Annotated in this window: 21 protein-coding genes; 18 read left to right on the top strand and 3 right to left on the bottom strand. The window is 61.0% G+C overall.

The window, feature by feature from the left end:
* Window positions 1-8 precede the first annotated feature (8 nt).
* From GGD50_RS08640 to GGD50_RS08630, 3 genes are read left to right on the top strand one after another with little or no spacing between them, the layout of a single operon-like run.
* The gene (locus GGD50_RS08640; RefSeq protein ID WP_107109357.1) at window positions 9-1,622 is read left to right on the top strand and encodes an acyl CoA:acetate/3-ketoacid CoA transferase; all 1,614 of its coding nucleotides are present in this window, start codon (window positions 9-11) and stop codon (window positions 1,620-1,622) included.
* Entirely contained in the window at window positions 1,615-2,388 is a 774-nt protein-coding gene (locus GGD50_RS08635) for an enoyl-CoA hydratase/isomerase family protein (protein ID WP_107109356.1), read from the top strand. The genes GGD50_RS08640 and GGD50_RS08635 overlap by 8 nt, the downstream gene beginning before the upstream one ends.
* Window positions 2,388-3,896, top strand: a complete 1,509-nt coding sequence (locus GGD50_RS08630; protein ID WP_107109355.1) for an aldehyde dehydrogenase family protein — start codon at window positions 2,388-2,390, stop codon at window positions 3,894-3,896. Before GGD50_RS08635 ends, GGD50_RS08630 begins: the two co-directional genes overlap by 1 nt.
* Window positions 3,897-3,957: 61 nt before the next feature.
* Here GGD50_RS08630 and GGD50_RS08625 read toward each other — a convergent pair whose 3' ends face one another.
* Window positions 3,958-5,010, bottom strand: coding sequence for a LacI family transcriptional regulator (locus tag GGD50_RS08625; RefSeq protein ID WP_414124348.1), 1,053 nt, complete (start codon window positions 5,008-5,010; stop codon window positions 3,958-3,960).
* Between the two features lie 311 nt (window positions 5,011-5,321).
* Between GGD50_RS08625 and GGD50_RS08620 the strand changes: the two genes are divergently transcribed.
* The 7 genes from GGD50_RS08620 to GGD50_RS08590 all read left to right on the top strand — a co-directional run bounded on the left by GGD50_RS08620 (window position 5,322) and on the right by GGD50_RS08590 (window position 13,661).
* The gene (locus GGD50_RS08620) at window positions 5,322-6,572 is read left to right on the top strand and encodes an ABC transporter substrate-binding protein (protein ID WP_107109353.1); all 1,251 of its coding nucleotides are present in this window, start codon (window positions 5,322-5,324) and stop codon (window positions 6,570-6,572) included.
* 237 nt (window positions 6,573-6,809) lie between these two features.
* Window positions 6,810-7,691 carry a carbohydrate ABC transporter permease gene (locus GGD50_RS08615; protein ID WP_107109352.1) on the top strand — a complete coding sequence of 294 codons (882 nt, stop codon included), beginning with the start codon at window positions 6,810-6,812 and terminating at the stop codon, window positions 7,689-7,691.
* Window positions 7,688-8,569: a carbohydrate ABC transporter permease gene (locus GGD50_RS08610; protein ID WP_107109351.1), complete on the top strand. Its 882-nt coding sequence runs from the start codon at window positions 7,688-7,690 to the stop codon at window positions 8,567-8,569. Before GGD50_RS08615 ends, GGD50_RS08610 begins: the two co-directional genes overlap by 4 nt.
* Before the next feature lie 4 nt (window positions 8,570-8,573).
* Window positions 8,574-9,692, top strand: a complete 1,119-nt coding sequence (locus GGD50_RS08605) for an ABC transporter ATP-binding protein (RefSeq protein ID WP_107109350.1) — start codon at window positions 8,574-8,576, stop codon at window positions 9,690-9,692.
* Between the two features lie 8 nt (window positions 9,693-9,700).
* Window positions 9,701-11,206, top strand: a complete 1,506-nt coding sequence (locus GGD50_RS08600; protein WP_414124349.1) for an FAD-dependent oxidoreductase — start codon at window positions 9,701-9,703, stop codon at window positions 11,204-11,206.
* Window positions 11,203-11,973 (top strand): 3-ketoacyl-ACP reductase, encoded by a 771-nt coding sequence (locus tag GGD50_RS08595; protein WP_107109348.1) that lies wholly within the window; start codon window positions 11,203-11,205, stop codon window positions 11,971-11,973. Before GGD50_RS08600 ends, GGD50_RS08595 begins: the two co-directional genes overlap by 4 nt.
* A 32-nt stretch (window positions 11,974-12,005) precedes the next feature.
* Complete coding sequence (locus GGD50_RS08590; RefSeq protein ID WP_107109347.1) at window positions 12,006-13,661, top strand: GMC family oxidoreductase; 1,656 nt, start codon at window positions 12,006-12,008, stop codon at window positions 13,659-13,661.
* Window positions 13,662-13,963: 302 nt separating this feature from the next.
* Here GGD50_RS08590 and dgoD read toward each other — a convergent pair whose 3' ends face one another.
* Entirely contained in the window at window positions 13,964-15,112 is a 1,149-nt protein-coding gene (dgoD, locus tag GGD50_RS08585; protein ID WP_107109482.1) for a galactonate dehydratase, read from the bottom strand.
* A gap of 62 nt (window positions 15,113-15,174) precedes the next feature.
* Complete coding sequence (locus tag GGD50_RS08580; RefSeq protein ID WP_107109346.1) at window positions 15,175-15,942, bottom strand: FadR/GntR family transcriptional regulator; 768 nt, start codon at window positions 15,940-15,942, stop codon at window positions 15,175-15,177.
* 223 nt (window positions 15,943-16,165) lie between these two features.
* Here GGD50_RS08580 and GGD50_RS08575 point away from each other — a divergent pair, with 223 nt between their 5' ends.
* The 8 genes from GGD50_RS08575 to GGD50_RS08540 all read left to right on the top strand — a co-directional run bounded on the left by GGD50_RS08575 (window position 16,166) and on the right by GGD50_RS08540 (window position 26,159).
* Complete coding sequence (locus GGD50_RS08575) at window positions 16,166-17,149, top strand: arabinose ABC transporter substrate-binding protein (protein ID WP_107109345.1); 984 nt, start codon at window positions 16,166-16,168, stop codon at window positions 17,147-17,149.
* Between the two features lie 69 nt (window positions 17,150-17,218).
* Window positions 17,219-18,724 carry an L-arabinose ABC transporter ATP-binding protein AraG gene (gene araG, locus GGD50_RS08570; protein ID WP_107109344.1) on the top strand — a complete coding sequence of 502 codons (1,506 nt, stop codon included), beginning with the start codon at window positions 17,219-17,221 and terminating at the stop codon, window positions 18,722-18,724.
* Window positions 18,725-18,741: 17 nt separating this feature from the next.
* Entirely contained in the window at window positions 18,742-19,707 is a 966-nt protein-coding gene (gene araH, locus GGD50_RS08565; RefSeq protein ID WP_107109343.1) for an L-arabinose ABC transporter permease AraH, read from the top strand.
* Window positions 19,708-19,928: 221 nt separating this feature from the next.
* Window positions 19,929-20,360, top strand: coding sequence for an OsmC family protein (locus GGD50_RS08560; protein ID WP_107109342.1), 432 nt, complete (start codon window positions 19,929-19,931; stop codon window positions 20,358-20,360).
* A 182-nt stretch (window positions 20,361-20,542) separates the two neighbouring features.
* Window positions 20,543-21,022, top strand: a complete 480-nt coding sequence (locus GGD50_RS08555) for a hypothetical protein (protein WP_107109341.1) — start codon at window positions 20,543-20,545, stop codon at window positions 21,020-21,022.
* Window positions 21,023-21,152: 130 nt separating this feature from the next.
* A complete protein-coding gene (locus GGD50_RS08550) occupies window positions 21,153-21,761 on the top strand; it encodes a TetR/AcrR family transcriptional regulator (protein WP_107109340.1) in 609 nt (202 codons plus the stop codon).
* A gap of 73 nt (window positions 21,762-21,834) precedes the next feature.
* Complete coding sequence (locus GGD50_RS08545) at window positions 21,835-22,989, top strand: efflux RND transporter periplasmic adaptor subunit (RefSeq protein WP_107109339.1); 1,155 nt, start codon at window positions 21,835-21,837, stop codon at window positions 22,987-22,989.
* Between the two features lie 20 nt (window positions 22,990-23,009).
* Window positions 23,010-26,159 (top strand): efflux RND transporter permease subunit, encoded by a 3,150-nt coding sequence (locus tag GGD50_RS08540; protein ID WP_425503976.1) that lies wholly within the window; start codon window positions 23,010-23,012, stop codon window positions 26,157-26,159.
* Window positions 26,160-26,225 lie beyond the last annotated feature (66 nt).

Below are 26,225 nucleotides of genomic sequence, written 5' to 3'. Positions count from 1 at the left end.
GCGTCACGATGAACAAGCACATCCCCCCCGCCGAGGCGGCTGCCCTGATCCCGGATGGCGCCATCGTTTCCGTCTCATCCTCCAGCGGTCTCGGCTGCCCGGACCTGATGCTGAAGGCGATCGGCGCGCGTTTCGACGCGACCGGCCATCCGCGTGACCTGACGACGCTGCATCCGATCGCCGCGGGCGATATGAGCGGCATCAAGGGCGTCGATCATATCGCCAAGAAAGGCCTGCTGAAGAAGATCATCGGGGGCTCCTATCCGTCCGGGCCGTCCAGTTCCGAGCCGCCGCTGATCTGGCAGATGATCGGCAGCAACGATGTGGCGGCCTATAATATTCCCTCCGGCATTCTCTTCGACATGCATCGCGAAGCAGCGGCCAAGCGTCCTGGCGTGTTGACCAAGGTCGGCCTCGATACATTCGTGGACCCGGAGCGCGAGGGCTGCGCCATGAATGCGGCAGCCGAGGCTGAGCCGGTGGTGAAGCGAACCCGTTTCGAGGGTGAAGACTGGCTCTACTTCAAGGCGATCGCGCCGCAGGTGGCGATCATCCGGGCCACGACCGCCGATGAGCGTGGCAATCTCACTTATGAACATGAAGGTGCCTATCTCGGCGGGCTCGATCAGGCACTCGCCGCCCGCAACAATGGTGGCATCGTGATCGCTCAGGTCAAGCGCCTTGCCAAGGAAGGCTCGCTGAAACCGCATGACGTGCGCGTTCCCGGTGTTCTCATCGACTATATCGTCGTCGATCAGGATCAGAAACAGACGACGCAGACGCTTTACGATCCGGCGATCTCGGGGGAAATCTTTCGGCCGCTCGACAGCTTCCGTGTGCCGGAATTCAATATTCAGAAGGTCATTGCCCGGCGGGTGGCGCAGGAGCTGCAATCCGGCAGCGCCGTCAATCTCGGCTTCGGCATTTCGGCCAATGTGCCGCGTATCCTGATGGAAGAGGGGTTGCATGGCGCGGTCACCTGGGTGATCGAGCAAGGAGCAGTCGGCGGCGTGCCGCTGCTTGATTTTGCCTTCGGCTGTGCCTCCAACGCAGATGCCTTCATGCCGTCGCCCTATCAGTTCACCTATTTCCAGGGTGGTGGCTTCGACGCCTCGCTTCTCTCTTTCCTGGAGATCGACCGCGACGGATCGGTCAATGTCTCCCGGCTTAGCTTCCGCCCGCATGTGACGGCGGGCGCCGGCGGCTTTGTCGATATCACGGCGCGGGCGAAGAAGATCGTCTTCTCCGGCATGTTCAATGCGGGTGCCAAGCTCGGTGTCGAGGATGGACGGCTCATCATCGAGAAGGAAGGCAAGCTCAAAAAGCTGGTGAACGCCGTCGAACACGTCACCTTCTCCGGCCCACGCGGCGTCGCGCAGGGGCAGGATATCACCTATGTCACCGAGCGCTGCGTGATGAAGCTGACGCCGGATGGTTTGTTGCTGACGGAGATTGCGCCCGGCGTCGATTTGGAGGCGCATATTCTCGATCAGTCGGAATTTCCGCTGCTCGTCTCCGACCGGCTGAAGGTGATGGATGCAGCTCTGTTCCATGAGACGCCGATCGGTCTGACGCTGCCTGCGAAGGCGAGCCGTGTTCTGGAAGGAGCACGCCATGGGTGAGATCAAGGTTTCCGTTGAGGGTTTCATCGCGACCATCATGGTCTCGCGGCCGGAGAAGCTTAACGCCTTCGATATCGACATGCTGAAGGCGCTGGCGGCTGCCTGTGACGACGTGGAGGCGAATGGTGCTGTGCGGGTCGCGATCCTCACAGGCGAAGGCAAGGCCTTTTCAGCCGGGGGTGATGTCAAGGCCTGGAGCGATATGGCGGCCAATGAGTTCGGTCATGCCTGGGTGCGCTTCGGCCATCGTGTCTTCGATCGGCTGGCGACGCTGCGCATGCCGGTGATCGCGGCATTGAACGGTCACGCGCTCGGCGGTGGGCTGGAGCTGGCGGCGGCGGCAGATATCCGCATTGCGGAAAGCCAGATCAGGATCGGCCTGCCGGAGACAAGCCTCGGCATGGTGCCCGGCTGGTCTGGTACGCAGCGGCTTACCAAGCGGTTTGGCGCCCAGATCGTGCGCCGCATGGTGTTGGGCGGGGAGATGTTTTCCGCCGAGGAGGCACGCGGCTACGGTCTCGTGGACGCCGTCGTCGAAACCGGAACGGTGCTTGCCGCGGCGAGGGAGTATGCAGCACGTATTGCTGCGCGCGGACCGGCGGCGTTGGAGATTGCGAAGCTGATGATCGCTTCGGCCAATGGCGAGGATAATGGCTCGGCTGTCGAGGCGTTGGGATCGATCTTGGTCGCCAAGACCGGCGACCTCAAGGAGGGCGTTGCGGCCTTTGCCGGCAAACGCACTGCCGAATTCAAGGGAGAATGGTGATGACGGTCCTTGTGAAGCCCCAAGCGCTTCCAGATGTCAAAGTGCGTGACTTCAAGATGCTGATCGACGGCAAATGGGTCGAAGGCGTCGAGACCGGTACGATCGAGCGTGTGGCGCCGAGCCATGGCGTCACCGTCAGTCGGTATAAATCCGCGACCAAGGACGATGTGCATAAGGCGATTGCCGCTGCGCGCAAGGCGTTCGACCACGGTCCCTGGCCGCGCATGACGGCGGCGGAACGCTCTAACATCCTATTGAAAGTCGCCGACATGATCTCGGCACGAGCCGAAGAGCTCGCCTACCTCGATGCGATCGAAGCGGGCAAGCCAATCACCCAGGTGCGCGCCGAGATCAGCGGTTCGGCCGATATCTGGCGCTATGCGGCCGCCCTTGCCCGAGACCTGCATGGCGAGAGCTACAATACGCTCGGCGACGGCACGATGGGCGTGGTGCTGCGCGAAGCGATCGGGGTCGTCTCGATCATCACACCCTGGAATTTCCCATTCTTGATCGTAAGCCAGAAATTACCATTCGCGCTTGCGGCGGGCTGCACGGCAGTGGTCAAGCCATCCGAGTTGACGTCAGGTTCGACACTGGTGCTCGGTGAGATCCTGATGGAGGCCGGCGTGCCGGCCGGCGTCGTCAATATCCTTGTCGGCACGGGTGCCGATGTCGGTGCGCCGATGACCAGCCATCCGGATGTCGATATGATCTCCTTCACCGGTTCGACCGGCGTTGGGCGACTGACCATGGCGAATGCGGCGCAGACGCTGAAGAAGGTCTCGCTCGAACTCGGCGGCAAGAACCCGCAGATCGTCTTTCCGGATGCCAATCTCGACGAGTTCGTCGATGCCGCGGTGTTCGGCGCTTATTTCAACGCCGGCGAGTGCTGCAATGCCGGTTCGCGGCTGATCGTCCATCGGGATATCGCTGAGGACGTTACGGCGCGTATCGCCAGCCTGTCGGAGAAAGTGAAGGTCGGCGACCCGCTCGACCCCTCAACGCAGGTCGGGGCAATCATCACGCCGCAGCATTTGCAGAAGATTCAAGGTTATATCTCCGGCGCGGCAAAGAGCGGCGCAACCGTGGCGCATGGCGGCAGCCAGATCGACTTCGGCTTCGGCCAATACATGGCGCCGACCATCCTTTCGGACGTCAAGCCAGAGATGGCGGTGGCGAAGGAGGAGGTGTTCGGGCCCGTCCTTTCCGTGCTGACGTTCGACACGACCGAAGATGCGATCCGCATCGCCAATTCTGTCGACTACGGCCTTTCCGCCGGCGTCTGGAGCCGCGATTTCGATACGTGCATGACGATCGGGCGGCGGGTGCGGGCCGGCACGATCTGGATGAATACCTTCATGGATGGCGCGGCGGAACTGCCCTTCGGCGGCTATCGCCAATCAGGGCTGGGGCGTGAGCTCGGCCGGCATGCGGTGGAGGACTATACCGAGACAAAAACGCTCAACATGCATATCGGCCGACGCACCGGCTGGTGGATGCCGAGGTAGGATCGGATCGATGGCGGTTTGGGCGCGAACAACCCGACAAAACAGCGACGCGATAGCGGCATCAGCCGGTCGTCGTCGTCGTGGGAAAGCCGATTTGCGGCGGCTGCAACAATTGCAGGTCGTCGGCTTCCGGGTTGGCGATGCGCTTCAGCAGGATACGGCCGAGCTGTTCGCCCGCCGCCGTCAGGTCTTCATAAATCGTATCGACCTTCGGCTGAATCTGGCTGAGCAGCCGCGAGGTCTGCTTGGCAACGATATCGTAATTCACGCTCAGGGTGTGCCCGAGATCGCTCAGGGCACTGATGGCGGCGAGTGCGGAAACTTCGCCGGGACAGATGAAACCATCCGGGGCATCCGATGCCTCGGCGCGACGACGGAAGTGATCGCGCACCATATCGGCCGGCGAATCGAGGTTGATATTCTCGGGGATCTCATAGGCGATGCCGGCCTGGCGGACGGCCGTCATGAAACCGTGCAGCATGTGCTGGTGGAAGGTGAGGCGCTTTGGCGGCAGCACGATCGTCACCTTGCGCCGACCCTTGGCGATCAGGCGGCGTGTGGCCTCGTAGGCAAAGGCGAAATTGTCGTAGTCGACGAAGGGATGCGGTGTCGAGAATTCCGTGCGTCCATGGCACACGAAGGGAAAGCCGTGTTCCAGCAGCCGGCGCACACGCGGGTCGAGCGGCTCGGTTCGCGAGAAGATCAGCCCGTCGGCGAGATTGTTGCGCAGGATATAGTCGACCGCATCGATGTTGCTGGTCGCCAGGGAGTTGGGCATGACGATCAGGTGGTAGGAGGTCTTCTGCAGGGCCTTAGTGATGCCGTACATGATCGAGGTGCCGAAGCCGACGACCTCCTCGTGGGGGTCGAGAAGGATGCTGATCACATTGGTGCGCCCCGTTTTCAAACGCTGGGCGGCGCGGTCAGGCATATAGCCGATGTCACGAGCGACTTGATGCACCCGCTGCCGCGTCTCCAGCGAGATCTGCGGCGCATCACTCAGCGCTCGCGATACCGTGGTCACAGCGAGACCGGTCAATTCCGCAATCGTCCGCAAAGTCGGTTTGGCACTTCCAGGCTTAGTTGGAGAGGAGGGTAGGTCGGTCAAACTCACGGTCCTGTCATGGCTCGGTCCTGGCAATCTACCGCGAGTATCGGCAGTACACAATCCAACGAATGAAAACGTTTTAAATTTACGCTTCGCCTCGAAGTTCCCAGGAGAAGTAGCGTAATACGCTAGTTTTAAAGCGATTTCTGCATAGATCGACAGTTGAATTGGATGCTTGACATAGCTCATTTATAACGTTTTAAATTGAGCGTCTGACCCTGAAAGGCCATGACGAGTTTTGTTCTTTACGGGGAGTGAAGGGCAGGGGCGGCGGGAGGAGGTCTTGCTGCTCATCTAACGAAAACCGGGAGGAAAATATGCGTAAATTGATGACATCAGTGGCTGCTGCTGCCCTTTTGATGACGGGCGCGGTGACCATGGCGCATGCTGGCGAAAGCGTCGAAGTCCTGCATTGGTGGACCTCGGGCGGCGAGGCGACGGCACTGGAAGTGCTGAAGAAGGACCTGGAATCGAAGGGCATAAGCTGGGTCGATATGCCGGTCGCAGGCGGTGGCGGTAGCGAGGCCATGACCGTGCTGCGCGCCCGCGTCACCGGCGGCAACCCGCCGACCGCCGTGCAGATGCTCGGCTTCGACATTCTCGACTGGGCCAAGGAAGGCTCGCTCGGCAATCTCGATGCAGTCGCCAACAAGGAAGGCTGGGACAAGGTCGTCCCGACCGCCCTGCAGAAGTTTTCCAAATATGACGGCCACTGGATCGCCGCGCCTGTGAACGTCCACTCCACCAACTGGGTGTGGATCAACAAGGAAGCGCTGGACAAGGCCGGCGGCAAGGTGCCTGCGAATTGGGACGAGCTGATCGCGCTGCTCGACAACTTTAAGAAACAGGGCATCACGCCGATCGCCCATGGTGGCCAGCCGTGGCAGGATGCGACGATCTTCGATGCCGTCGTGCTCTCGTTTGGCAACGACTTCTACAAGAAGGCCTTCATCGATCTCGATCCCGATACGCTCGGCAGCCCGAAGATGAAGGAAGCTTTCGACCGCATGACGAAGCTGCGCTCCTATGTCGACGACAACTTCTCCGGCCGCGACTGGAACCTTGCTTCCGGCATGGTCATCGAAGGCAAGGCCGGCCTGCAGTTCATGGGCGACTGGGCCAAGGGCGAGTTCCTGAAGGCAAAGAAGGTGCCGGGCAAGGATTTCGTTTGCATCCGCTTCCCGGGAACGCAGGGCTCGGTAACCTTCAACTCTGACCAGTTCGCGATGTTCAAGGTGTCCGCCGACAAGGTCCCGGCCCAGATGCAGATGGCGTCCTCGATCGAAAGCCCGACGTTCCAGTCGGCCTTCAACGTCGTCAAGGGCTCGGTCCCGGCCCGCACCGACGTGCCGGATACCGCCTTTGACGATTGCGGCAAGAAGGCGATCAAGGATCTGGCCGAAGCCAACAAGAACGGCACGCTGTTTGGTTCCATGGCCCATGGCCATGCCAATCCGGCCGCCGTCAAGAATGCGATCTACGACGTCGTAACCCGCGAATTCAACGGCGATCTGTCGTCTGACGATGCGGTCAAGGAACTCGTCTCGGCGGTTGCGGCTGCGAAGTAAGGTATTCGGAGCGAGCCCCCCCCCTCATCCGCCCTTCGGGCACCTTCTCCCCGAGGGGAGAAGGGAATAGGGCGCCCTCGACGGTCTCTCGGCTTCTTTGGAATCGAGAGGATGCGGCGATCGAGGTCGTCCCCTCTCCCCTCGGGGAGAGGGCTAGGGTGAGGGGGCGTTCCGTTCGCAGTTCGCATGTTTGGAACCCGCGTCCATTCGGGACGCGTTAAAACTGGTGTTCGACCCATGAACAGTCGCAGCCGAATGCAGGAGCTGTTGCCCAAGCTGGTGCTGGCCCCGAGCTTCGTTGTCATTCTAATCTTCGTATATGGCTTCATCGCCTATACCGGCTATCTGTCGCTAACCGACAGCAAGATGCTGCCGTCCTATAACCTCGTCGGCTTTGCCAACTACAGCAAGCTCTGGGCGCTGCCGCATTGGTGGCGGGCGATCACCAATCTCGGCATCTTCGCCTCGTTCTATATCATCATCTGCTCGGTCCTCGGCGTCGCTTTGGCGATCCTGCTCGATCAGAAAATCCGCGCCGAAGGGCTGTTGAGGCCGATCTATCTCTATCCGATGGCGCTGTCCTTCATCGTCACGGGGACGGCGTGGAAATGGTTCCTCGATCCCGGCATCGGGCTTGAGAACACCATGCATCTCTGGGGCTGGGAGAGTTTTTCCTTCACCTGGATCAAGGATTCGAAGATGGCGATCTATTGCGTCGTCATCGCCGCCGTCTGGCAGTCCTCGGGCTTTGTCATGGCGATGTTCCTCGCCGGACTTCGCGGCGTCGACAATGAGATCATCAAGGCGGCGCAGATCGACGGCGCGTCTGCCATTACCACCTACCGCCGTATCATCATTCCGCTGATGCGGCCGGTGTTCCTTTCGGCCTTCGTCGTGCTCGCCCATCTCGCCATCAAGGCCTACGACCTGATCGTGGCGCTGACCGGCGGCGGGCCGGGGCAGGCGACCGAACTGCCGGCCACCTTCATGTATTCCTACACCTTTACCCGCAACCTGATGGGCATCGGCGCCTCGTCGGCGATCATCATGCTGGCGATGATCTTTGCCATCATCATTCCCTATCTCTATTCGGAAATCGGCGGAGGGAAACGCACATGAGCAGCCCCAATCCGCAAAACGCCATCTCGCACGGCAAGCTGACCCGCGGGCTGATCTATGCGGCACTGATCCTTTTTGCCGTCTATTACCTGCTGCCGCTCTATGTGATGTTGGTCAATTCCTTCAAGCCGCTCGAAGAGATCCGCCAGGGCGGGATGCTGAACCTGCCGAAGACCTGGACGGTCGAGCCATGGATTTCGGCTTGGTCGACGGCACAGATCGGCGTGCAGCCGACGGGGCTCAGGCCCTTTTTCATCAACTCGATCCTGATGGTCGTGCCCGCCGTTGCGATCTCCACCATGGTCGGAGCGCTGAATGGCTATGTGCTGACGAAGTGGCGCTTCCGCGGCGCTGAAATCTTCTTCGGCATGCTGCTGCTTTCCTGCTTCATCCCGTTCCAGATCGTGCTGATCCCGATGGCGCGCATTCTCGGTTTCTTCGGCATCGCCGGAACCATCTGGGGACTGATCCTCGTCCATATCGTCTATGGCCTCGGCTTCACCACGCTTTATTTCCGCAATTATTACGAGGCGTTTCCCACCGAGCTGGTGCGCGCTGCGCAGATCGACGGGGCGAGCTTCTTCCAGATTTTCCGGCGTATCCTGCTGCCGTCCTCCGGGCCGATCATCGTCGTCTCCGTCATCTGGCAGTTCACCAATATCTGGAATGACTTCCTGTTTGGCGCTTCGTTCTCCGGACCCTATTCGACGCCTATGACGGTTGCGCTCAACAACCTCGTTTCGTCGTCGACAGGGGTCAAGGAATACAATGTCCACTTCGCCGGCGCGATCCTCGCCGCCCTGCCAACCCTCATCGTCTACATCGTCTCCGGCCGGTTTTTCGTCCGTGGACTGATGTCCGGCGCCGTCAAGGGATAAGACCATGTCCTTCCTGAAAATCACCAATCTGCGCAAGTCCTATGGATCGCTCGAAATCCTGAAGGACATCAATATCGAGATCGAAAAGGGCGGGTTTCTTGTGCTCGTCGGCCCATCCGGCTGCGGCAAGTCCACCCTGCTCAACACCATTGCCGGGCTGGAGCCGATCACCTCGGGCGACATCGCCATTGCCGGCCGTTCGGTCAACGGCCTGCCGCCGTCTCAGCGCGACATTGCCATGGTGTTCCAATCCTATGCGCTCTATCCGAACATGACGGTTGCCGGCAACATCGCCTTCGGCATGGAAATCCGCAAAGTTCCAAAGGAGGAGCGCGAGAAGGCGATCAAGCAAGTGGCCGACATGCTGCAGATCGGCCACCTGCTCGACCGCAAGCCGAGCCAGCTTTCCGGCGGCCAGCGCCAGCGTGTCGCCATGGGCCGGGCGCTGGTGCGCGATCCGCAGGTCTTTCTGTTCGACGAGCCGCTCTCCAACCTCGACGCCAAGCTGCGCGTCGACATGCGCACCGAGATCAAGCGCCTGCACCAGCGCATGAAGACGACGATCGTCTACGTTACGCATGACCAGATCGAGGCGATGACGCTAGCGACGAAAATCGCTGTGCTGAAGGATGGCGTCCTGCAGCAATTCGGCACGCCGGCGGAAATCTACAATCATCCTGCCAATATGTTCGTCGCGGACTTCATGGGCTCGCCCGCCATGAACCTGCTGACTGCGACGGTCGAGAGCGGGCCGACGGGATTGCAGGTGTCGCTAGATCGGCCGAACGGTGCCGCGCCCTTGAAGTTGCCCGTCAACGGGAGCGGCGCTGCTCTCGGCGCCCATGCCGGCAAGGATGTGATCTTCGGCATCCGGCCGGAGGCGCTGACCGACCTTGACGGTGCAGACCGCAATGCCCATTCGCTCGCCGAGGGTGATTGCCTGATCGAGGTGGTCGAGCCAGCGGGTTCGGATACTTTCGCGATCGTCCGCCTCGGCGGCAAATCCGTGGTGGCGCGGCTGCGCGCCGACGCCCGTATCGCTGCCGGCCAGACGACGCGGCTTGCCTTCAATCTCGACAAGGCGGTGTTCTTCGATCCGCAGAGCCAAATTCGGATTGGATGAGCGGCCGCATGGAAGAACCGGATATCGTCATCATCGGCTCGGGAATTGGCGGCTCGACCATTGCTTCCGGCCTTGGCGCCTCGGGCGCCAATATATTGATCCTCGAGGCCGGCGAGAGACTGGAGGATCGGCCGGAAAACCGCGACCAGCGGGCGATCTTTGTGCGCGGCCATTTCCGCCCGAAGGAGACGTGGTACGAGAAGGGCGGCAAGGGGTTCAATCCCGGCAACTACTACAATGTCGGCGGCAATTCGAAATTCTATGGCGCAGTGCTGATCCGTTACCGGCGCGAGGATTTCGAGGAGATGCGGCATCTGGATGGCGTATCACCGGCCTGGCCCTTTCCCTATGAGGAGCTGGAACCCTGGTATAGCGAGGCGGAACAGCTCTACCAGGTGCGCGGCAGCCTCGGCGACGACCCGTGGGAACCACCGCATTCGCGCCCCTATCCGTTTCCACCCGTTCCCGATGAGCCGGCGATCGCCAGTGTCCGCAAGCGGCTGAAGCAAAACGGCATGCATCCGCATCCGCTCCCGCTCGGCGTCGATATCGATAAATGGCTTGCCAAGGGCCGTACGCCCTGGGATGCGCATCCCCATAGCGCCGATGGCAAGATGGATGCCGAGACGGTGGCGCTTGCCAAGGCTCTGCAATATCCGAACGTCAAGCTGAAGACCGGCGCGCGCGTCACGCGGCTTCAGGCCGCCGCTGATGGCCGGATGATCGCCGCCGTGCATTATTCCGCCTATGGGGAGGCGCATGTCGTGCGGCCGAAGCTGGTGATCCTTGCGGCCGGGGCTGTGCAGTCGGCGGTGCTACTGCTGAGATCGGCTGATGATGCCAATCCGCGCGGGCTTGCCAATCGCTCGGATCAGGTCGGCCGCAACTTCATGAACCACAATTCCTCGGCCTTGCTGGCGATTTCGCCCTGGTATCGCAACGATTCCATCTATCAGAAGACCTTCGGCTTCAACGATTTCTATCTCTCGGATGGTGAAGGCGGGCCGCCGCTTGGCAATGTGCAGCTTTTGGGGCGTGTTTCCGGCACGATCCTCAAGGCTAATATGCCGACCGTGCCGGAATGGCTGCTGAACAGGCTTTCCGCGCATGCCATCGATTTCTACGCCATGAGCGAGGATCTGCCGTCGCCGGAAAGCCGGATCATGGTCGAAGGCGACCGTATCGTGCTGCAATGGGTGCGCACCAATTGGCAGGCGCATCTCGATCTGGTGAAGAAGCTGAAGGGTGTGCTGCGCAAGGCCGGTTTCCCGATCGTTCTATCCCGTCCGTTCGACAAGCGCACGCCGTCGCATCAATGCGGCACGGTCAAGATCGGCACTGACGGCTCAAGCGCGCCGCTCGATGTCTATTGCCGCGCCTTCGATCACCCCAATCTTTTCGTTGTCGACGCCAGCTTCCTGCCGACGTCTGCGGCGGTGAATCCGGCGTTGACGGTGGCTGCTCAAGCGCTGCGCGTCGCGGACCATATCGTGCGGGAGGAGCTTCGGTCATGAAGGCAAGGCGCCCGGTCGCCGTCGTTACCGGCGGCCGCAAGGGGATCGGTTTCGGTATCGCGCAGGCACTGGCCGGGTGTGGTTTCGATCTGGCGATCACCGGTATCGAGACCGAGCCGCCGCTGGCGGAGCTCGTGGAATTGAAGGCAAGCGGCGGGCGGGCGATCTATCTACGGTCCGATCTTGCCGAGCTCTCGGGACACGCAGCAACCGTCGAGGCGATCCGGGCGGCTTTGGGCGAGATCGATTGCCTGGTCAACAATGCCGGCATCGGCCCCGTCGTGCGCGGCGATTTCCTGGATTTGGCGCCGGAAAATTTCGACCGGATCATCGACGTCAATCTGCGCGGTACGGTGTTTTTCACCCAGGCCGTCGTTCGTTCGATGCTGGTGGCGAAGACATCGCCGACGCCGCGTTCGGTGATCAACATCACCTCGGTCTCGGCAGCGCTGAGCTCGCCGGAGCGGCTGGATTACTGCATCAGCAAGGCCGGCCTTTCGGCCTTTTCGCAGGGGTTGGCGCTGCGGCTGGCGAAGACCGGCATTGCCGTCTTCGAAGTTCGCCCCGGCATCATCCGCACCGACATGACGGCGCAGGTGTCGGAGAAATATGACGCATTGATCGACGGGGGTCTCGTGCCGATGAGACGCTGGGGCGAGACGGGCGATGTCGGCAGCATCGTCGCAGCGCTTGCCAAAGGCGGTTTTGGCTTTGCCACGGGGTCGGTAATCCCCGCGGATGGTGGGCTGGGGATCGGGCGGTTGTGAGCCGCGGTCCATCATAAATTTGAGGACTGGAAATGACCTACGACTACATCATCACCGGCGCCGGACCCGCGGGTTGCGTGCTCGCCAATCGCCTAAGCGAGGACCCTTCGGTGAAAGTCCTGTTGCTGGAAGCCGGCGGCGGTGACTGGAATCCCTTGTTCCATATGCCGGCCGGCTTTGCCAAGATGACCAAGGGCGTGGCGAGCTGGGGGTGGGAGACGGTTCCGCAAAAGCATATGAAAGGCCGCGTGCTGCGCTATACGCAGGCCAAGGTGATCGGTGGCGGTTCCTCGATCAATGCGCAGCTTTATACGCGCGGCAATGCCGCCGACTACGATCTCTGGGCACGCGAGGATGGCTGCGAGGGCTGGGACTATCGCAGCGTATTACCTTACTTCAAACGGGCCGAGGACAATCAGCGTTTTGCCGATGACTATCATTCCTATGGCGGGCCGCTTGGCGTTTCCATGCCGGTGTCGGCGCTGCCGATCTGCGACGCCTATATCCGCGCCGGCCAGGAACTCGGCATCCCCTATAACCACGATTTCAACGGCAGACAGCAGGCGGGCGTCGGCTTTTATCAGTTGACGCAGCGCAATCGTCGCCGCTCGTCGGCCTCGCTGGCCTATCTGTCACCGATCAAGGATCGGAAGAACCTGACGATCCGCACCGGTGCGCGGGTGACGCGGATCGTGCTCGAAGGCCGCCGGGCTGTCGGCGTCGAAGTGACGACGGATAAGGGCGTCGAGATTATCAGTGCCGAGCGGGAAGTGCTGGTTTCCTCCGGCGCCATCGGCTCGCCAAAACTGCTGCTGCAGTCAGGCATCGGCCCGGCTGATCATCTAACCTCGGTCGGTGTGCCAGTGGCGCATGATCTTCGCGGCGTCGGCGGCAATCTGCAGGACCACCTCGATCTTTTCGTCATTTCGGAATGCACCGGCGACCATACCTATGACAATGTCGCCAAGCTGCATCGTACGCTCTGGGCCGGTCTGCAATATCTGCTCTTCCGCTCCGGTCCCGTCGCCTCGTCACTCTTCGAGACCGGCGGCTTCTGGTATGCAGATCCCGATGCCCGTTCGCCGGATATCCAGTTCCATCTTGGCCTCGGCTCCGGCATCGAGGCCGGTGTCGCGCGGCTGAAGAATGCCGGGGTGACATTGAATTCCGCCTATTTGCACCCACGCTCGCGTGGCACGGTGCGGCTCTCCTCGTCCGATCCAGCGGCCGCGCCGCTGATTGATCCGAACTATTGGAGCGATCCGCATGACGTGAAGATGTCACTGGAAGGGTTGCGGATCGCTCGCGAAATCATGAGCCAGGATGCGCTGAAACCCTTCGTGCTGGCGGAGCGGCTGCCGGGCGGCAAACTGAAGACGGAAGAACAATTATTCGACTATGGCTGCGCCAACGCCAAGACCGACCATCATCCTGTCGGCACCTGCAAGATGGGCACGGACGCCATGGCGGTCGTCGATCTCGAGCTGAAGGTGCGGGGGTTGGAAGGTCTGCGGGTGTGCGACAGTTCCGTTATGCCGCGCGTGCCTTCCTGCAACACCAACGGCCCGACGATCATGGTTGGCGAGAAGGGCGCGGATATCATCCGCAACCGCGATCCGTTACCGCCGGCGATTTTCTCCTGGGAAAGGAATGATACGCGGCCGCGAGCGCGGGCGGATGTGCGCTGACAGAGCGCTACTGGCAGAGTTTAGAGTTTGCGCGGGAGTGCGGTACCCCCCTCTGTCCCTTTCGGGACATCTCCCCCACAAGGGGGGGGATCGTTGGGAGAATTTGGCTCTCCCTCGTTAAAACAACAAACCTCAGTTGCTGCAGGTTCTGTGTTCGTTTGAGGCGAAGAGATACTGCGAGTTACCAATCTCCCCCCCCTTGTGGGGGAGATGTCCCGAAAGGGACAAAGGGGGATATCAGAGGTGCGGCATATTCAAAATTCGCTTCCTCCGCCCCCCTTCTCTGGAAGGCTAGCAGTTGCTTACCACTCGGCTACGCTGCCATCTTCATGGCGCCAGACCGGGTTGCGCCAGCGATGGCCTTCCTTGGCGCGTTCGATGACGTAGGCTTCGTCCACTTCCACGCCGAGGCCGGGGCCTTGTGGGATGCTGACGAAACCGTCGGCATATTTGAAGACCTCCTTGTTGGAGATGTAGTCGAGGATATCGTTGCCCTTGTTGTAGTGGATGCCGAGGCTCTGTTCCTGGATGAAGGCGTTGTAGCTGACGGCGTCGACCTGTAGGCAGGCGGCAAGCGCGATGGGGCCGAGCGGGCAATGCGGTGCCAGTGCCACGTCATAGGCTTCCGCCATCGCCGCGATCTTGCGGCATTCGGTGATGCCGCCGGCATGGCTGAGGTCGGGCTGCAGGATGTCGACATAGCCGTCAGACAGAACCGACTTGAAGTCCCAGCGCGAATAGAGCCGCTCGCCGAGCGCGATCGGCGTCGAGCAATGATTGGCGATTTCCTTCAGCGCTTCGCGATTTTCGGAGAGCACCGGCTCTTCGATGAAGAGCAGCTTGTAGGGCTCGAGTTCCTTGGCAAGAACCTTGGCCATCGGACGATGGACGCGGCCGTGGAAATCGACGCCGATGCCGATATAGGGGCCGATCGCGTCGCGGATGGTGGCGATCGTTTCGACGGCCTTCTCCACCTTGTCATAGGTATCGACGATCTGCATTTCTTCGCAGCCGTTGAGCTTGATCGCCTTGAAGCCTCGGGCGACCACGTCCTTGGCGTTGTTGGCGACGTCGGAAGGGCGGTCGCCGCCGATCCAGGAATAGACCTTGATCTTGTCGCGGACCTGGCCGCCCAAGAGCGAATGGATCGGCTGACCCAGCGCCTTGCCCTTGATATCCCACAGTGCCTGGTCGATGCCGGCAAGGGCCGACATATGGACGGCGCCGCCGCGATAGAAGCCGGCGCGGTACATGACGTTCCAGTGATCCTCGATCAGGAATGGGTCCTTGCCGATCAGATAGTCTTCCAGCTCGTGCACAGCGGCCTGGACGGTCAGGGCCCGGCCTTCGACCACTGGTTCGCCCCAGCCCGTGATGCCCTCGTCGGTCTCGATCTTCAGGAACATCCAGCGCGGCGGCACGATATAGGTCGTCAATTTGGTGATTTTCATGGGAAGCTTCCGTTTCGGCTTTTGGATCATATCAGCGGCGCCAGGCCGCGGATTTCGGGGTTTCAGGTCTTGTTTTTCTCCGCTCGCCCGCTCGCCTTTTCGGCGGCGCCAAGGTCGCGGGCGGCAAGGTCGAGCATGCGATGGGCGCAGTCGCGCGCGGCAGTGCGGTTGCGCAGGCGCAGCGCTTCCACCAGGTCGCCATGGACAGCGATTGCCTCGTCGCGGCTGTCGACGGCGACATTCGAGGCGTGCAATGCGTATTTCAGGCCGGCATGAATGGCGCTCGACAGGCGGCGGAACACCTGGTTGTGGCTGGCGTTCAAGAGCACTGTATGGAACATGACGTCGGCTTCGGTGAAGCGTTCGGGATCGTCGCCTGAGTCGCGCATCTGCCGCCAGGCCTTTTCGAGATCGGCAATCTCCTGGGCGGTGGCGCGCTCGGCGGCATATTCGGCGGCGACCGGCTCAATGGTGCGCCGCGCCTCGAGGATGCAGCCGAGAATATCGAATTCGACGATATAGGGCCCCATCCATTCCAGCACGTCCTGATCGAGGATATTCCAGTCGTCCTTGTCGCAGACGGTGGTGCCGATGCGCGGCTTGCCACGCACGAGCCCCTTCGATTCCAGGATCTTCAGGGATTCGCGAATGACGGTGCGGCTGACGCCGTAAATGTCGCAGAGATCGTTTTCGCGCGGTAGAGGCGAGCCGGAAGGGTAGCGTTCAGAACAGATATCCTGGGCGATCGCGGCGGTAACGTTCTTGCGCACGCGCGGACGGCGTTCCGGTGCCTCGTTCAGCCTGTGCTCTTGCTGTTCAAACGAATCCAATTGCCTTCTCCGCCGTCGCTCTCCCCACGCGGCCTAGCCTCTGCTTAGCGGAATTTATTCCGCATGGCGATAAGCGACGGCGCGTTTGGCGAGTCATCCTTTCCAAAAGTCACACTATTATAATCATCATACATTGGCAATTGACTGGTATGATGATTTATCATAATTCAAGAGCACTGCCAGGGAGGGCAGTTTCTTCGTTTCGGATTTTTGGGAGAGAGACATGCGCTTTTTCAAAGCAGCCATTTTGGCTGGCACGGTTGCGGTCATCGCCGCCACCTCCGCCTTCGCCGCAGATGTGAAAATCGGTTTCGTGGTCAAGCAACCGGAAGAACCCTGGTTCCAGGACGAATGGAAGTTCGCCGACATCGCCGCCAAGGAGAAGGGCTTCACGCTCGTTAAGATCGGCGCGCAGGATGGCGAAAAGGTTCAGGCCGCGATCGACAATCTCGGCGCCCAGGGTGCGCAGGGCTTCATCATCTGCACGCCCGATGTCAAGCTCGGCCCCGGCATCGTTGCCAAGGCGGCTGCCAACCAGCTCAAGCTGATGACCGTCGACGACCGTCTGGTCAGCGCCGACGGCAAGCCGCTGGAAGATGTGCCGCATATGGGCATTTCCGCCACCAAGATCGGCGAGAGCGTCGGCCAGGCGATTGTCGATGAAATCAAGAAGCGCGGCTGGGACATGAAGAATGTCGGCGCCATCCGCGTTTCCTACGACCAGCTCCCGACCGCCGTCGATCGCGTCGAAGGCGCCATCTCGGTGCTGAAGGGCGCCGGTTTCCCAGCCGCGAACATCTATGACGCGCCGCAGGCCAAGACCGACACGGAAGCAGCGCTGAATGCTGCGACGACCGTGCTCAACAAGCATGCCGACGTGAAATATTGGATCGCCTTCGGCCTCAACGACGAAGCCGTGCTCGGCGCTGTCCGGGCAACGGAATCTGTTGGCATTCCCGCCGCCAACGTCATCGGTGTCGGCATCGGCGGCGCGGACTCGGCGATCAACGAGTTCAAGAAGCCGCAGCCGACGGGCTTCTTCGGCACGGTTATCATCTCGCCGAAGCGTCACGGCTACGAAACCGCGATCAACATGTACGACTGGATCGCCAACAGCAAGGAGCCGCCGAAGCTGACGCTGACCTCCGGTTCGCTGGCGCTGCGCGGCGATTATCAGAAGGTCCGCAAAGATCTCGGCATCGAATGATCATCCTCCCGGTATGATCACGGCCCGGTGGCAACCTTGCCGCCGGGTCCTTTTACCAGCGAGAGAAACATGGCCTTTCTCGAATTCAACGGTATTTCCAAGAGCTATCCCGGCGTTCAGGCGCTGTCGAACATCACTTTCCCGGTCGTCAAAGGCGCGGTGCATGGGCTGATGGGTGAAAACGGCGCCGGCAAGTCGACGCTGATCCGCATCCTTTCTGGCGATCAGGCGGCGGATGCGGGCACGATCACCATCGACGGTCAGGAACAGCATTATCATTCGGTGCGGGATGCCTTTCACGCCGGTGTCACCGTCATCCACCAGGAACTGCAATTGGTGCCGGAACTGACGGTCGCCGAAAACCTGTGGCTCGGCCGCTTTCCGGCCAAAGCCGGTATCATCAACGGCAAGACGCTCATCGACACCGTGCGCGCCAAGCTCAGGGAGATCGGCATCGATGTCGATCCTGCGGCCAAGGTGTCGTCGCTGTCGATCGGCGCGCGGCAGATGGTGGAAATCGCCAAGGCCGTCATGGTCGATGCCCGTGTGATTGCGCTCGACGAGCCGACGTCGTCGCTCTCTTCTCGAGAGAGCGAAATCCTATTTTCGCTGATCGAGCGGCTGAAATCGAACGGCACCGTCATTCTCTACGTCTCGCATCGGCTGGACGAGATTTTCCGGCTCTGCGACAGCCTGACGGTGCTGCGCGACGGCAAGCTCGCGGCACACCATCCCGACATCAAGCAAGTAACGCGCGAGCAGATCATTGCCGAAATGGTCGGCCGCGAGATCAGCAATATCTGGGGCTGGCGCGAGCGGCCGCTCGGACCTGTCCGGCTGGAGGTTAGGGGCCTTTCAGGATCGAGACTTCCGACGCCGATCAATTTCTCCGTCTGCAGGGGCGAAATCCTCGGCTTCTTCGGCCTGATCGGCGCCGGCCGCAGCGAGATGGCGCGGCTGTTGTTCGGCGCGGATCATCGCCATCAGGGTACGGTCGCCATCGATGGGGTCACGGTTGCTCCGAACAATCCCAAGGCGGCGATCCATGCCGGCATGGTGCTCTGCCCGGAAGACCGCAAGCTCGATGGGATCATCCAGGGGCGCTCGATCCAGGAGAATATCGCCATCTCCTCGCGGCGGCATTTCTCACCGTTCGGCATATTGAGCCCTCGCAAGGAGGCGGCCCTTGCCGATCAATTCATCGCCAGGCTGCGCGTGCGCACGCCATCGCGCAAGCAGGACATCATCAATCTTTCCGGCGGCAATCAGCAGAAGGTCATTCTCGGCCGCTGGCTGTCCGAACAGGGCGTCAAGGTGCTAGTCATCGACGAGCCGACGCGCGGTATCGATGTCGGAGCGAAATCGGAAATCTATGAAATCCTCTATGAGCTTGCGGCCGGCGGCATGGCGATTGTTGTCATCTCCAGCGAGTTGCCGGAGGTCATGGGCATTTCCGACCGCATCATGGTGATGTGTGGTGGCAAGGTCGCCGCCGATGTGGCGCGGGCGAATTTCAACGAACACCAGATTCTGACCGCCGCACTGCCGGACAAAAACGCCGCAAGCGCATTCTGACTAGGGAAATCGCGACGATGTCTTCCTTCAAGTCCTCCTTGAAAAAAATCCTCCTCGGCGAACAGGGCCTCGTCGTCATCTTCGCGGTGGCCTTCGTCATCGTGTCGTTGACGGTTCCGAATTTCCTGACCGAGCGCAATATGATCGGCCTGCTGCAATCCGTGGTCACGATCGGCATCGTCGCCTGCACTATGATGTTTTGCCTGGCCTCGCGCGATTTCGATCTTTCCGTCGGCTCGACCGTTGCCTTCTGCGGCATGATCGCGGTCATGGCCTCGAATGTTACCGGCTCCATCATTCTCGGGCTGCTGGCCGCACTCGTCTGCGGCGGAATCGTCGGCCTCGTCAACGGCGCGCTCATCGCCAAGCTGCGCATCAATGCGCTGATCGCGACGCTCGCCACCATGCAGATCGTCCGTGGCCTGGCGCTGATCGCCTCGGACGGCCGGGCGGTCGGCATTAACGACCCGAATTTCTATCAACTGGCGCTTTCGACTTTTCTCGGCATTCCGACACCGATCTGGATCATGGCGATCCTGTTCATCCTGTTCGGCTTCGTGCTGAACCGTACTACCTTCGGCAAGAACACACTGGCGATCGGCGGCAATCCCGAGGCTTCGCGGCTGGCGGGCGTCAACGTCGCCAGGATGCGGATCTGGATCTTCACGCTGCAGGGTTTCATCTGCGCCATCGCCGGCATCCTACTGTCGTCGCGCATCACCTCCGGGCAGCCGAACGCGGCGATCGGGCTGGAACTGCTGGTCATTTCCGCCTGCGTGCTCGGTGGCGTATCGCTTGCGGGTGGCCGGGCCTCGATGAGCGGCGTCATCGTCGGTGTGCTGATCATGGGCATTGCCCAGAACGTGATGAATCTCCTCAATATTCCAGCCTTTTATCAGTATCTCGTCCTCGGCTCGATCCTGCTGATCGCGGTGACGCTGGACAATATCCGCTCGGCTGCGGCTGGGCGCAGCAGGGGATAAGCAAAGGGATTGGTCAGGCCCGCACGTTAATTGTTACGGTGGTGTCGTCTTCCGGGGATAGAGCGTTATATTGCCGCTCGAGGCAGTTCTGGAGCATCCCGCTTTCAAGCGACGCTGTGTTCGGATGAACGCGAGACGCGCTCCGGCGCTGCTTCTTATCGGCCACTGCGGGAAGGGCAAGGGCTCTCTCCCGACGTTCAATCAACGACAAGGAGGACGGCATGCAGATCAATCGTACAGGTTCGGCCCAGTGGTCCGGCGGTTTGAAGGACGGCAAAGGTCAGATCTCGACCCAGAGCGGTGCGCTCAATCACTATCCCTACGGTTTCGCCAGCCGCTTCGAAGGCGTTCCCGGCACAAATCCGGAAGAGCTGATCGGTGCGGCCCATGCAGGCTGCTTCACCATGGCTCTGTCGCTGATCCTCAATGAGGCCGGTTTCACCGCCGAAAGCATGGAAACGACCGCCAAGGTCACACTCGAAAGCGTCGAAGGCGGTTTTGCCATCAGCGCTATCCATCTGACGCTGACCGGCAAGGTTCCCGGCGCCGACGAAGCCAAGTTTACCGAACTCGCCAACAAGGCCAAGGCTGGTTGCCCGGTCTCCAAGGCGCTTGCTTCCGTTCCGATCACTCTGGAAGTGCACGCCGCCTAAGCGGCCTTTTCGATAAGGGCGCCGTGCCCATGGTGCGGCGCTTTTCGTTTGCAGTTCTGCGCTTTGGCGCCGCCGCACAAGCCGGCCAATTCGCGCATATTCCGCCGTAAATGTACAATCCCCCATTGAGGCCTCCGGACTATCCTCTCGCGGAAAATAGATTGCGCAAAGGGGATTGCCGCATGTCCGGACTTATGTTGATCCACGTCATTATCAGCCTGATCGCCATCGTTGCCGGCGTCATCGTCGCGGAGGGTTTGATTTCGGTGAAGCGCCATGAGCGCTCGACGCTTGTCTATATGGTCACCATTCTGCTCACGAGCCTGACTGGCTTCCTCTTTCCCTTCAACGGCGTTACGCCCGGCATCCTATTCGGCATCATCACCGTCCTGCTTTTCATTCCGACGGCGATCGCGCGCTACAAGCAGCGGATGGCCGGCGTCTGGCGGCTCGTCTTCATCGTCGGCAGCCTGCTGATGCTTTATCTCAACTGTGTCGTGCTGATCGTTCAGTCCTTCCAGAAAATTCCATTCCTCAATGCATTGGCACCCACAGGGAACGAGCCGCCGATCTTGGCCGTCCAGACCGTGTTGCTGGTTGCCTTCCTGATTGTCGGCTTCCTCAGCGTCCGCCGCTTCCGGCCGTCGCTTCTGCGGATCTGATCATCGTATTCTGAATCCACGACAAGCTTTCAGCCGCCTTGCTTCGCGGGGCGGTTTCTTGACATTTGCGCCTTGATGATTTACGAGTGACGAAAATTGAAAATCGTCACTCGTAAATCGGAAGTACCCAATGTTCGATCTTTCTGCGGTCAACGCTGATCCTGCACGTCAGGAAAACGTAACGCGGATTCTCGATTCCGCCGAAAAGCTGTTCCGTCACTACGGCTACAGCAAGACGACGGTCGCCGACATCGCCCGCGATCTCGGCATGTCGACCGCGAACATTTACCGGTTCTTCGCGTCCAAGACGGAAATCCACCAGGCTATCTGCGGCCGCATGCTCGCGCAGAGCTACAAGATGGCCTACGACATCCGCCACCAGCCGATCAGCGCTTCCGAGCGGCTGCGCGCCTATACCCATGCCCAGCACAAGATGACGCTCGAGACGATGCTCGACGAACAGAAGGTGCATGAGATGGTGATCGTTGCCATCGAGCGCGATTGGCATGTCATCGAAAAACACCTCGATCGGATCCATGACCTCATGGCTGAAATCATCGCCGAAGGCATCGCCGCCGGCGAATTTGCCGAACAGGATCCGATCGCGGCCTCGAAATGCTTCGGCGCGGCGACGATCATTTTGTGCCACCCACAAATGGTCGCGCAATGTCTTGCCAAGACCAACCGGGCCGAGCCCGACGAACTCATAGAATTCGCTATCAGAGCGCTAAAGAAATAGTAGTTCGCGTGTAGGATGATCCACGCGCCTTTGCATTGCGTTTGACTAAAGCCGTTTCATCAAGGAGAGCGACATGGTTTCGCTGATGACCACCACCATACGATCCGTTGCCGGCGCTGCAGCTTTTGCCGCCATAGCGCTCACGCTTTCGGGCTGCAACGAGAAGAAAGAGGAAACGGCGGAGGTGATCCGGCCGGTGAAGGTGGTCGAGATCGCTCAGGCGGATACGACGCGCAAGCTCGATTATTCCGGCTCGGTCAGGGCGCGGACGGATATGAACCTCGGCTTCCGGGTCAACGGCAAGATCGTCGAACGCAAGGTGGATATCGGCGAGAAGGTCAAGCCTGGCGACGTGCTCGCCCGCATCGATTCCACCGATTACGTTTTGGCTGTGCGCCGCTCGCAGGCCGATCTCGATGCGGCCGAGAAGCAGGTGCAGACCACGGAGCTTGCCCGCAATCGCGCCCAGCAGCTCTTCGACAAGAACGTTGCGCCGAAATCGCAGCTCGAACAGGCCGAGCTTTCCTATGATCAGGCCGTATCGACGCGGGATTCCGCCGTGTCGGCGCTGGCGGAAGCGAAGAACCAGGTCGCCTATACCGATCTGACCTCGGACATGAACGGCATCGTCACGACCATCAATGCCGATGTCGGCCAGGTGGTCGGCTCCGGCACGTCTGTCATCACCGTTGCCGTCGATGGCGAAAAAGAAGTGCAGATCGCCGTTCCGGAAATGGACATTGCGCAATTCAAGGTCGGCAAGGACGTCAAGGCGCGCTTCTGGTCCGACGATGCGCTGGTGATGGACGGCAAGGTGCGTGAGGTGTCCGGAAGTGCCGACGCGCAGTCGCGCACCTTTGCGGTCCGCGTCAGCCTGCCGAACGATCAGCGCGTGCTGCTCGGCATGACAGCGACGATCGAGGCGCAGGCCGACAATACCCAGCCCTATGTCGCTATCCCGCTGAGCGCGCTTGCCCAGAAGGACGGTCAGCAGATCGTCTGGCTGGTCGATCGCAGTGCCGGCACCGTGCATGCCCATAGCGTCAAGGTTGCCGATTTTGCCGATGACGGCGTGCGCGTCGCCGATGGCCTCAAGGCCGGCGATGTCGTCGTTGCCGCCGGCACGCAATTCATGACCGAGAATATGAAGGTCAAGGTGCCGACTGCGCAGCAAGCATCGGCAGAGACCAGCGGCAGCGCCGCGGCGGCTGCCGAAGTCGTACGCTAAACCGATCGAGGGGCGGGACAATGACTATGAACAGCACCTCCGACGAGAAGAAGCGTTTCAATCTGTCGCGATGGGCGATCGCCCATCCGAGCATTGCGCGCTTCCTGTTTGCGCTGATCATCATCGCCGGCGCGCTTGGGCTCACACATATGGGCCAGAAGGAAGATCCGGATTTCACCTTCCGCGTCATGGTGGTGCAGACCATTTGGCCCGGCGCCTCGCTGCAGGACATGGAAGACCAGGTGGTCAACAAGATCGAGCGCAAGCTGCAGGAAACGCCGCATCTCGATTGGGTCAAATCCTACACCCGCGCCGGCTTTGCCATCACCACCGTTCAGATCAAGGGCGACACCAATACCGAACAGGTGAAGGACGCCTTCTATCAGGTGCGCAAGAAGGTCGGCGACATCGCCAATACGCTGCCGGACGGCCTGCAGGGACCCTATTTCAACGATGAATTCGGCGATACTTTCATCACCCTGCATTCGATCAGCGGCGACGGCTACAGCTATCCCGAGTTGAAGAAATTTGCGATCCAGGCCCGCGACATGCTGCTTTCGACGCCTGGCGTCGAAAAGGCTGTGATCATCGGCGACCAGCCCGAGCAGATCTATATCGATGTCTCCTCCAAGGTGCTGGCCGAGCGCGGCCTGACGCTGACGGCCCTGCAGAACGCGATCGTCGGCCAGAACAAGGTCGATCCGGCCGGCTCCGTCGACACCAGCACGCGCTCCGTGCGCATCTCGGTCGAGGGCGACGTCAACAAGATCGAGGATATCAAGAACCTCCGGCTGACGGCCGGCGGCCAGGTGACGCGTCTCGGCGACATCGCAACGGTGAGTGCCGGGCTGCAGGACCCTTACACGGCCAAGTTCCTCTATAACGGTCACGAGAGCGTCCAACTCGGCGTCGTCATGGCCAACGGCAACAAGGTGACCGACGTCGGCAAGGCTGTCGAAGAAACCTACAAGCGTTTCGAGGCTTCGCTGCCGGTCGGCGTGCAGGTCGATCAGATCTCCAACCAGCCGGAAGTGGTGACCGACGCGATCAGCGAGTTCATGCATGCGCTCGGCGAGGCACTGGTGATCGTGCTGATCGTTTCCTTCCTGTCGATCGGCTGGCGTTCCGGCCTGGTGATCGCCATCGCCATTCCGCTGGTGCTGGCGGCGACTTTCGCCATCATGTACGAGCTCGGCATCGACCTGCAGCGTATCTCGCTCGGCGCCCTCATCATTGCGCTCGGCCTCCTTGTCGACGATGCGATGATCGTGGTCGAGTTGATGGAGCGCAAGCTGGAGGAGGGGCTGGTCAAGCTTGATGCGGCGAGCTTCGCCTATTCCTCGACCGCCTTTCCGATGTTGACCGGTACGTTGATCACGACGGCGGGCTTCATCCCGGTCGGCTTCGCGGCATCGACAGCCGGTGAATATGTCCGCACGCTCTTCTATGTCGTCGGTATCGCTCTAGTGATTTCCTGGTTCGTGGCGGTCTACTTCACGCCCTGGCTCGGCTATATGATCCTGAGGCAGCGCCATCATGCCGGTGAGCACCACGACGTCTTCGACACGCGTTTCTACCGTCGCCTGCGCTCGTCGGTGAGCTGGGCCGTTCGCCATCGTGTCATCGTGCTGCTTCTGACGCTCGCCGCCTTCGTCGGCAGCTTGTGGTCCTTCCAGTTCATTCCGCAGAATTTCTTCCCGCAGTCTTCGCGTCCGGAAATTCTGGTCGATCTCTGGCTGCCGGAAGGCACCAGCATCAAGGAAGTCGAACGCCAGGCGCAGACTTTGCAGGCCCGTATGGCCGATGATCCCGATAAGCGGTTCATCGCGACCTATGTGGGCGAGGGCGCTCCGCGCTTCTTCCTGCCGCTCGATCAGCAGCTCACCAACCCGAACTATGCCCAGTTGCTGATCATGGCCAAGGACGAGCCGGCGCGCGAGCGGCTGATCGTCAAGCTGCGCAGCATGCTTGCCACCGACTTCCCCTCGGTCCGCGCCAAGGTCGACCGCCTGTTCCTGGGCCCGCCGACCGGCTGGCCGGTGCAGTTGCGCGTCATGGGTCCGGACCGGCAGGAGGTTCGCCATATCGCCGATCAGGTAAAACAACGCTTTGCGCAGAACCCGCTGCTCGGCGCCATCCATGACGACTGGCTGGAGCCGGTGCCGGCCATGAAGCTGGTGATCGATCAGGACCGCGCCCGCGCACTCGGCGTCACCTCGCAGCGTATCCGCCAGATGCTGCAGGCCTCGATGTCCGGCGCTACCCTCGACAACTATCGTGAGGGCGAGGAGACCGTGGGCATCGTCGCACGGGAGCCGGAGGCGAGCCGCCACCTGCTGACCTCGGTCAACTCCATCTATATTCCGACCGACACCGGTGGTTTCGTGCCGCTGTCGCAGGTGGCGAAGGTCGAGCCAGTCATGGAGCAGAGCATCGAGTGGCGCCGCGACCGCCTGCCGACGATCACGGTCAGGGCGACGCTTCCCGACAATGTGCAGTCGAACGACGTGACGGCCAAGCTCTACAACGACATGGCCGATCTTAGGAACAGCCTGCCGGCAGGCTATAAGATCGAGATCCAGGGCGGTGCCGAAGACAGCGCTGAAAGCCAGGCCTCGATCGCCGCCAAGGCACCGATCATGCTGGTCATCATCGTCGTGCTCTTGATGGCGCAGCTCCAGCACTTCGGCAAGGCGATGCTGGTGCTCGCCACCGGTCCGCTCGGCATCATCGGTGCGGCCGGTGCCCTCTTGATCAGCGGCGCGCCCTTCGGCTTCGTGGCGATCCTCGGCGTCATCGCGCTGCTCGGCATCATCATCCGCAATTCGATCATCCTCGTCGACCAGATCGACCAGGATATCGCGGCGGGCATGGACCGGAAGGAGGCGATCATCGGCTCGGCCGTCCGCCGTTTCCGGCCGATCATGCTGACGGCGTTGACGGCGGTGCTGGCGCTGATCCCGATCTCGCGCGGCGTCTTCTGGGGTCCGCTCGCCTACGCCATGATGGGCGGCATCCTGGTTGCCACAGTGCTGACCATCTTCGTGCTGCCGGCAGGCTACGCGCTCTTCTTCGGCCGCGAGCCGAAAAAGAAAGGAGAGCCGCCGGTCGAGGAACAGCAGAACAACGACGTCGTGCATCACCTGCCACCGGCTATGGCAGCGGAATAAAGCGGAATAAAAAGCGCGGGCAAAGCGTGAAAGGGGTCCCGGCCTGTGCCGGGGCCCTTTTTATTT

The organism is Martinezella paranaensis, assembly GCF_014200235.1.
Lineage (GTDB): Bacteria > Pseudomonadota > Alphaproteobacteria > Rhizobiales > Rhizobiaceae > Rhizobium > Rhizobium paranaense.
Note: the sequence above shows the minus strand (reverse complement) of the source record. Positions and strands in the feature narration are given on the sequence as shown.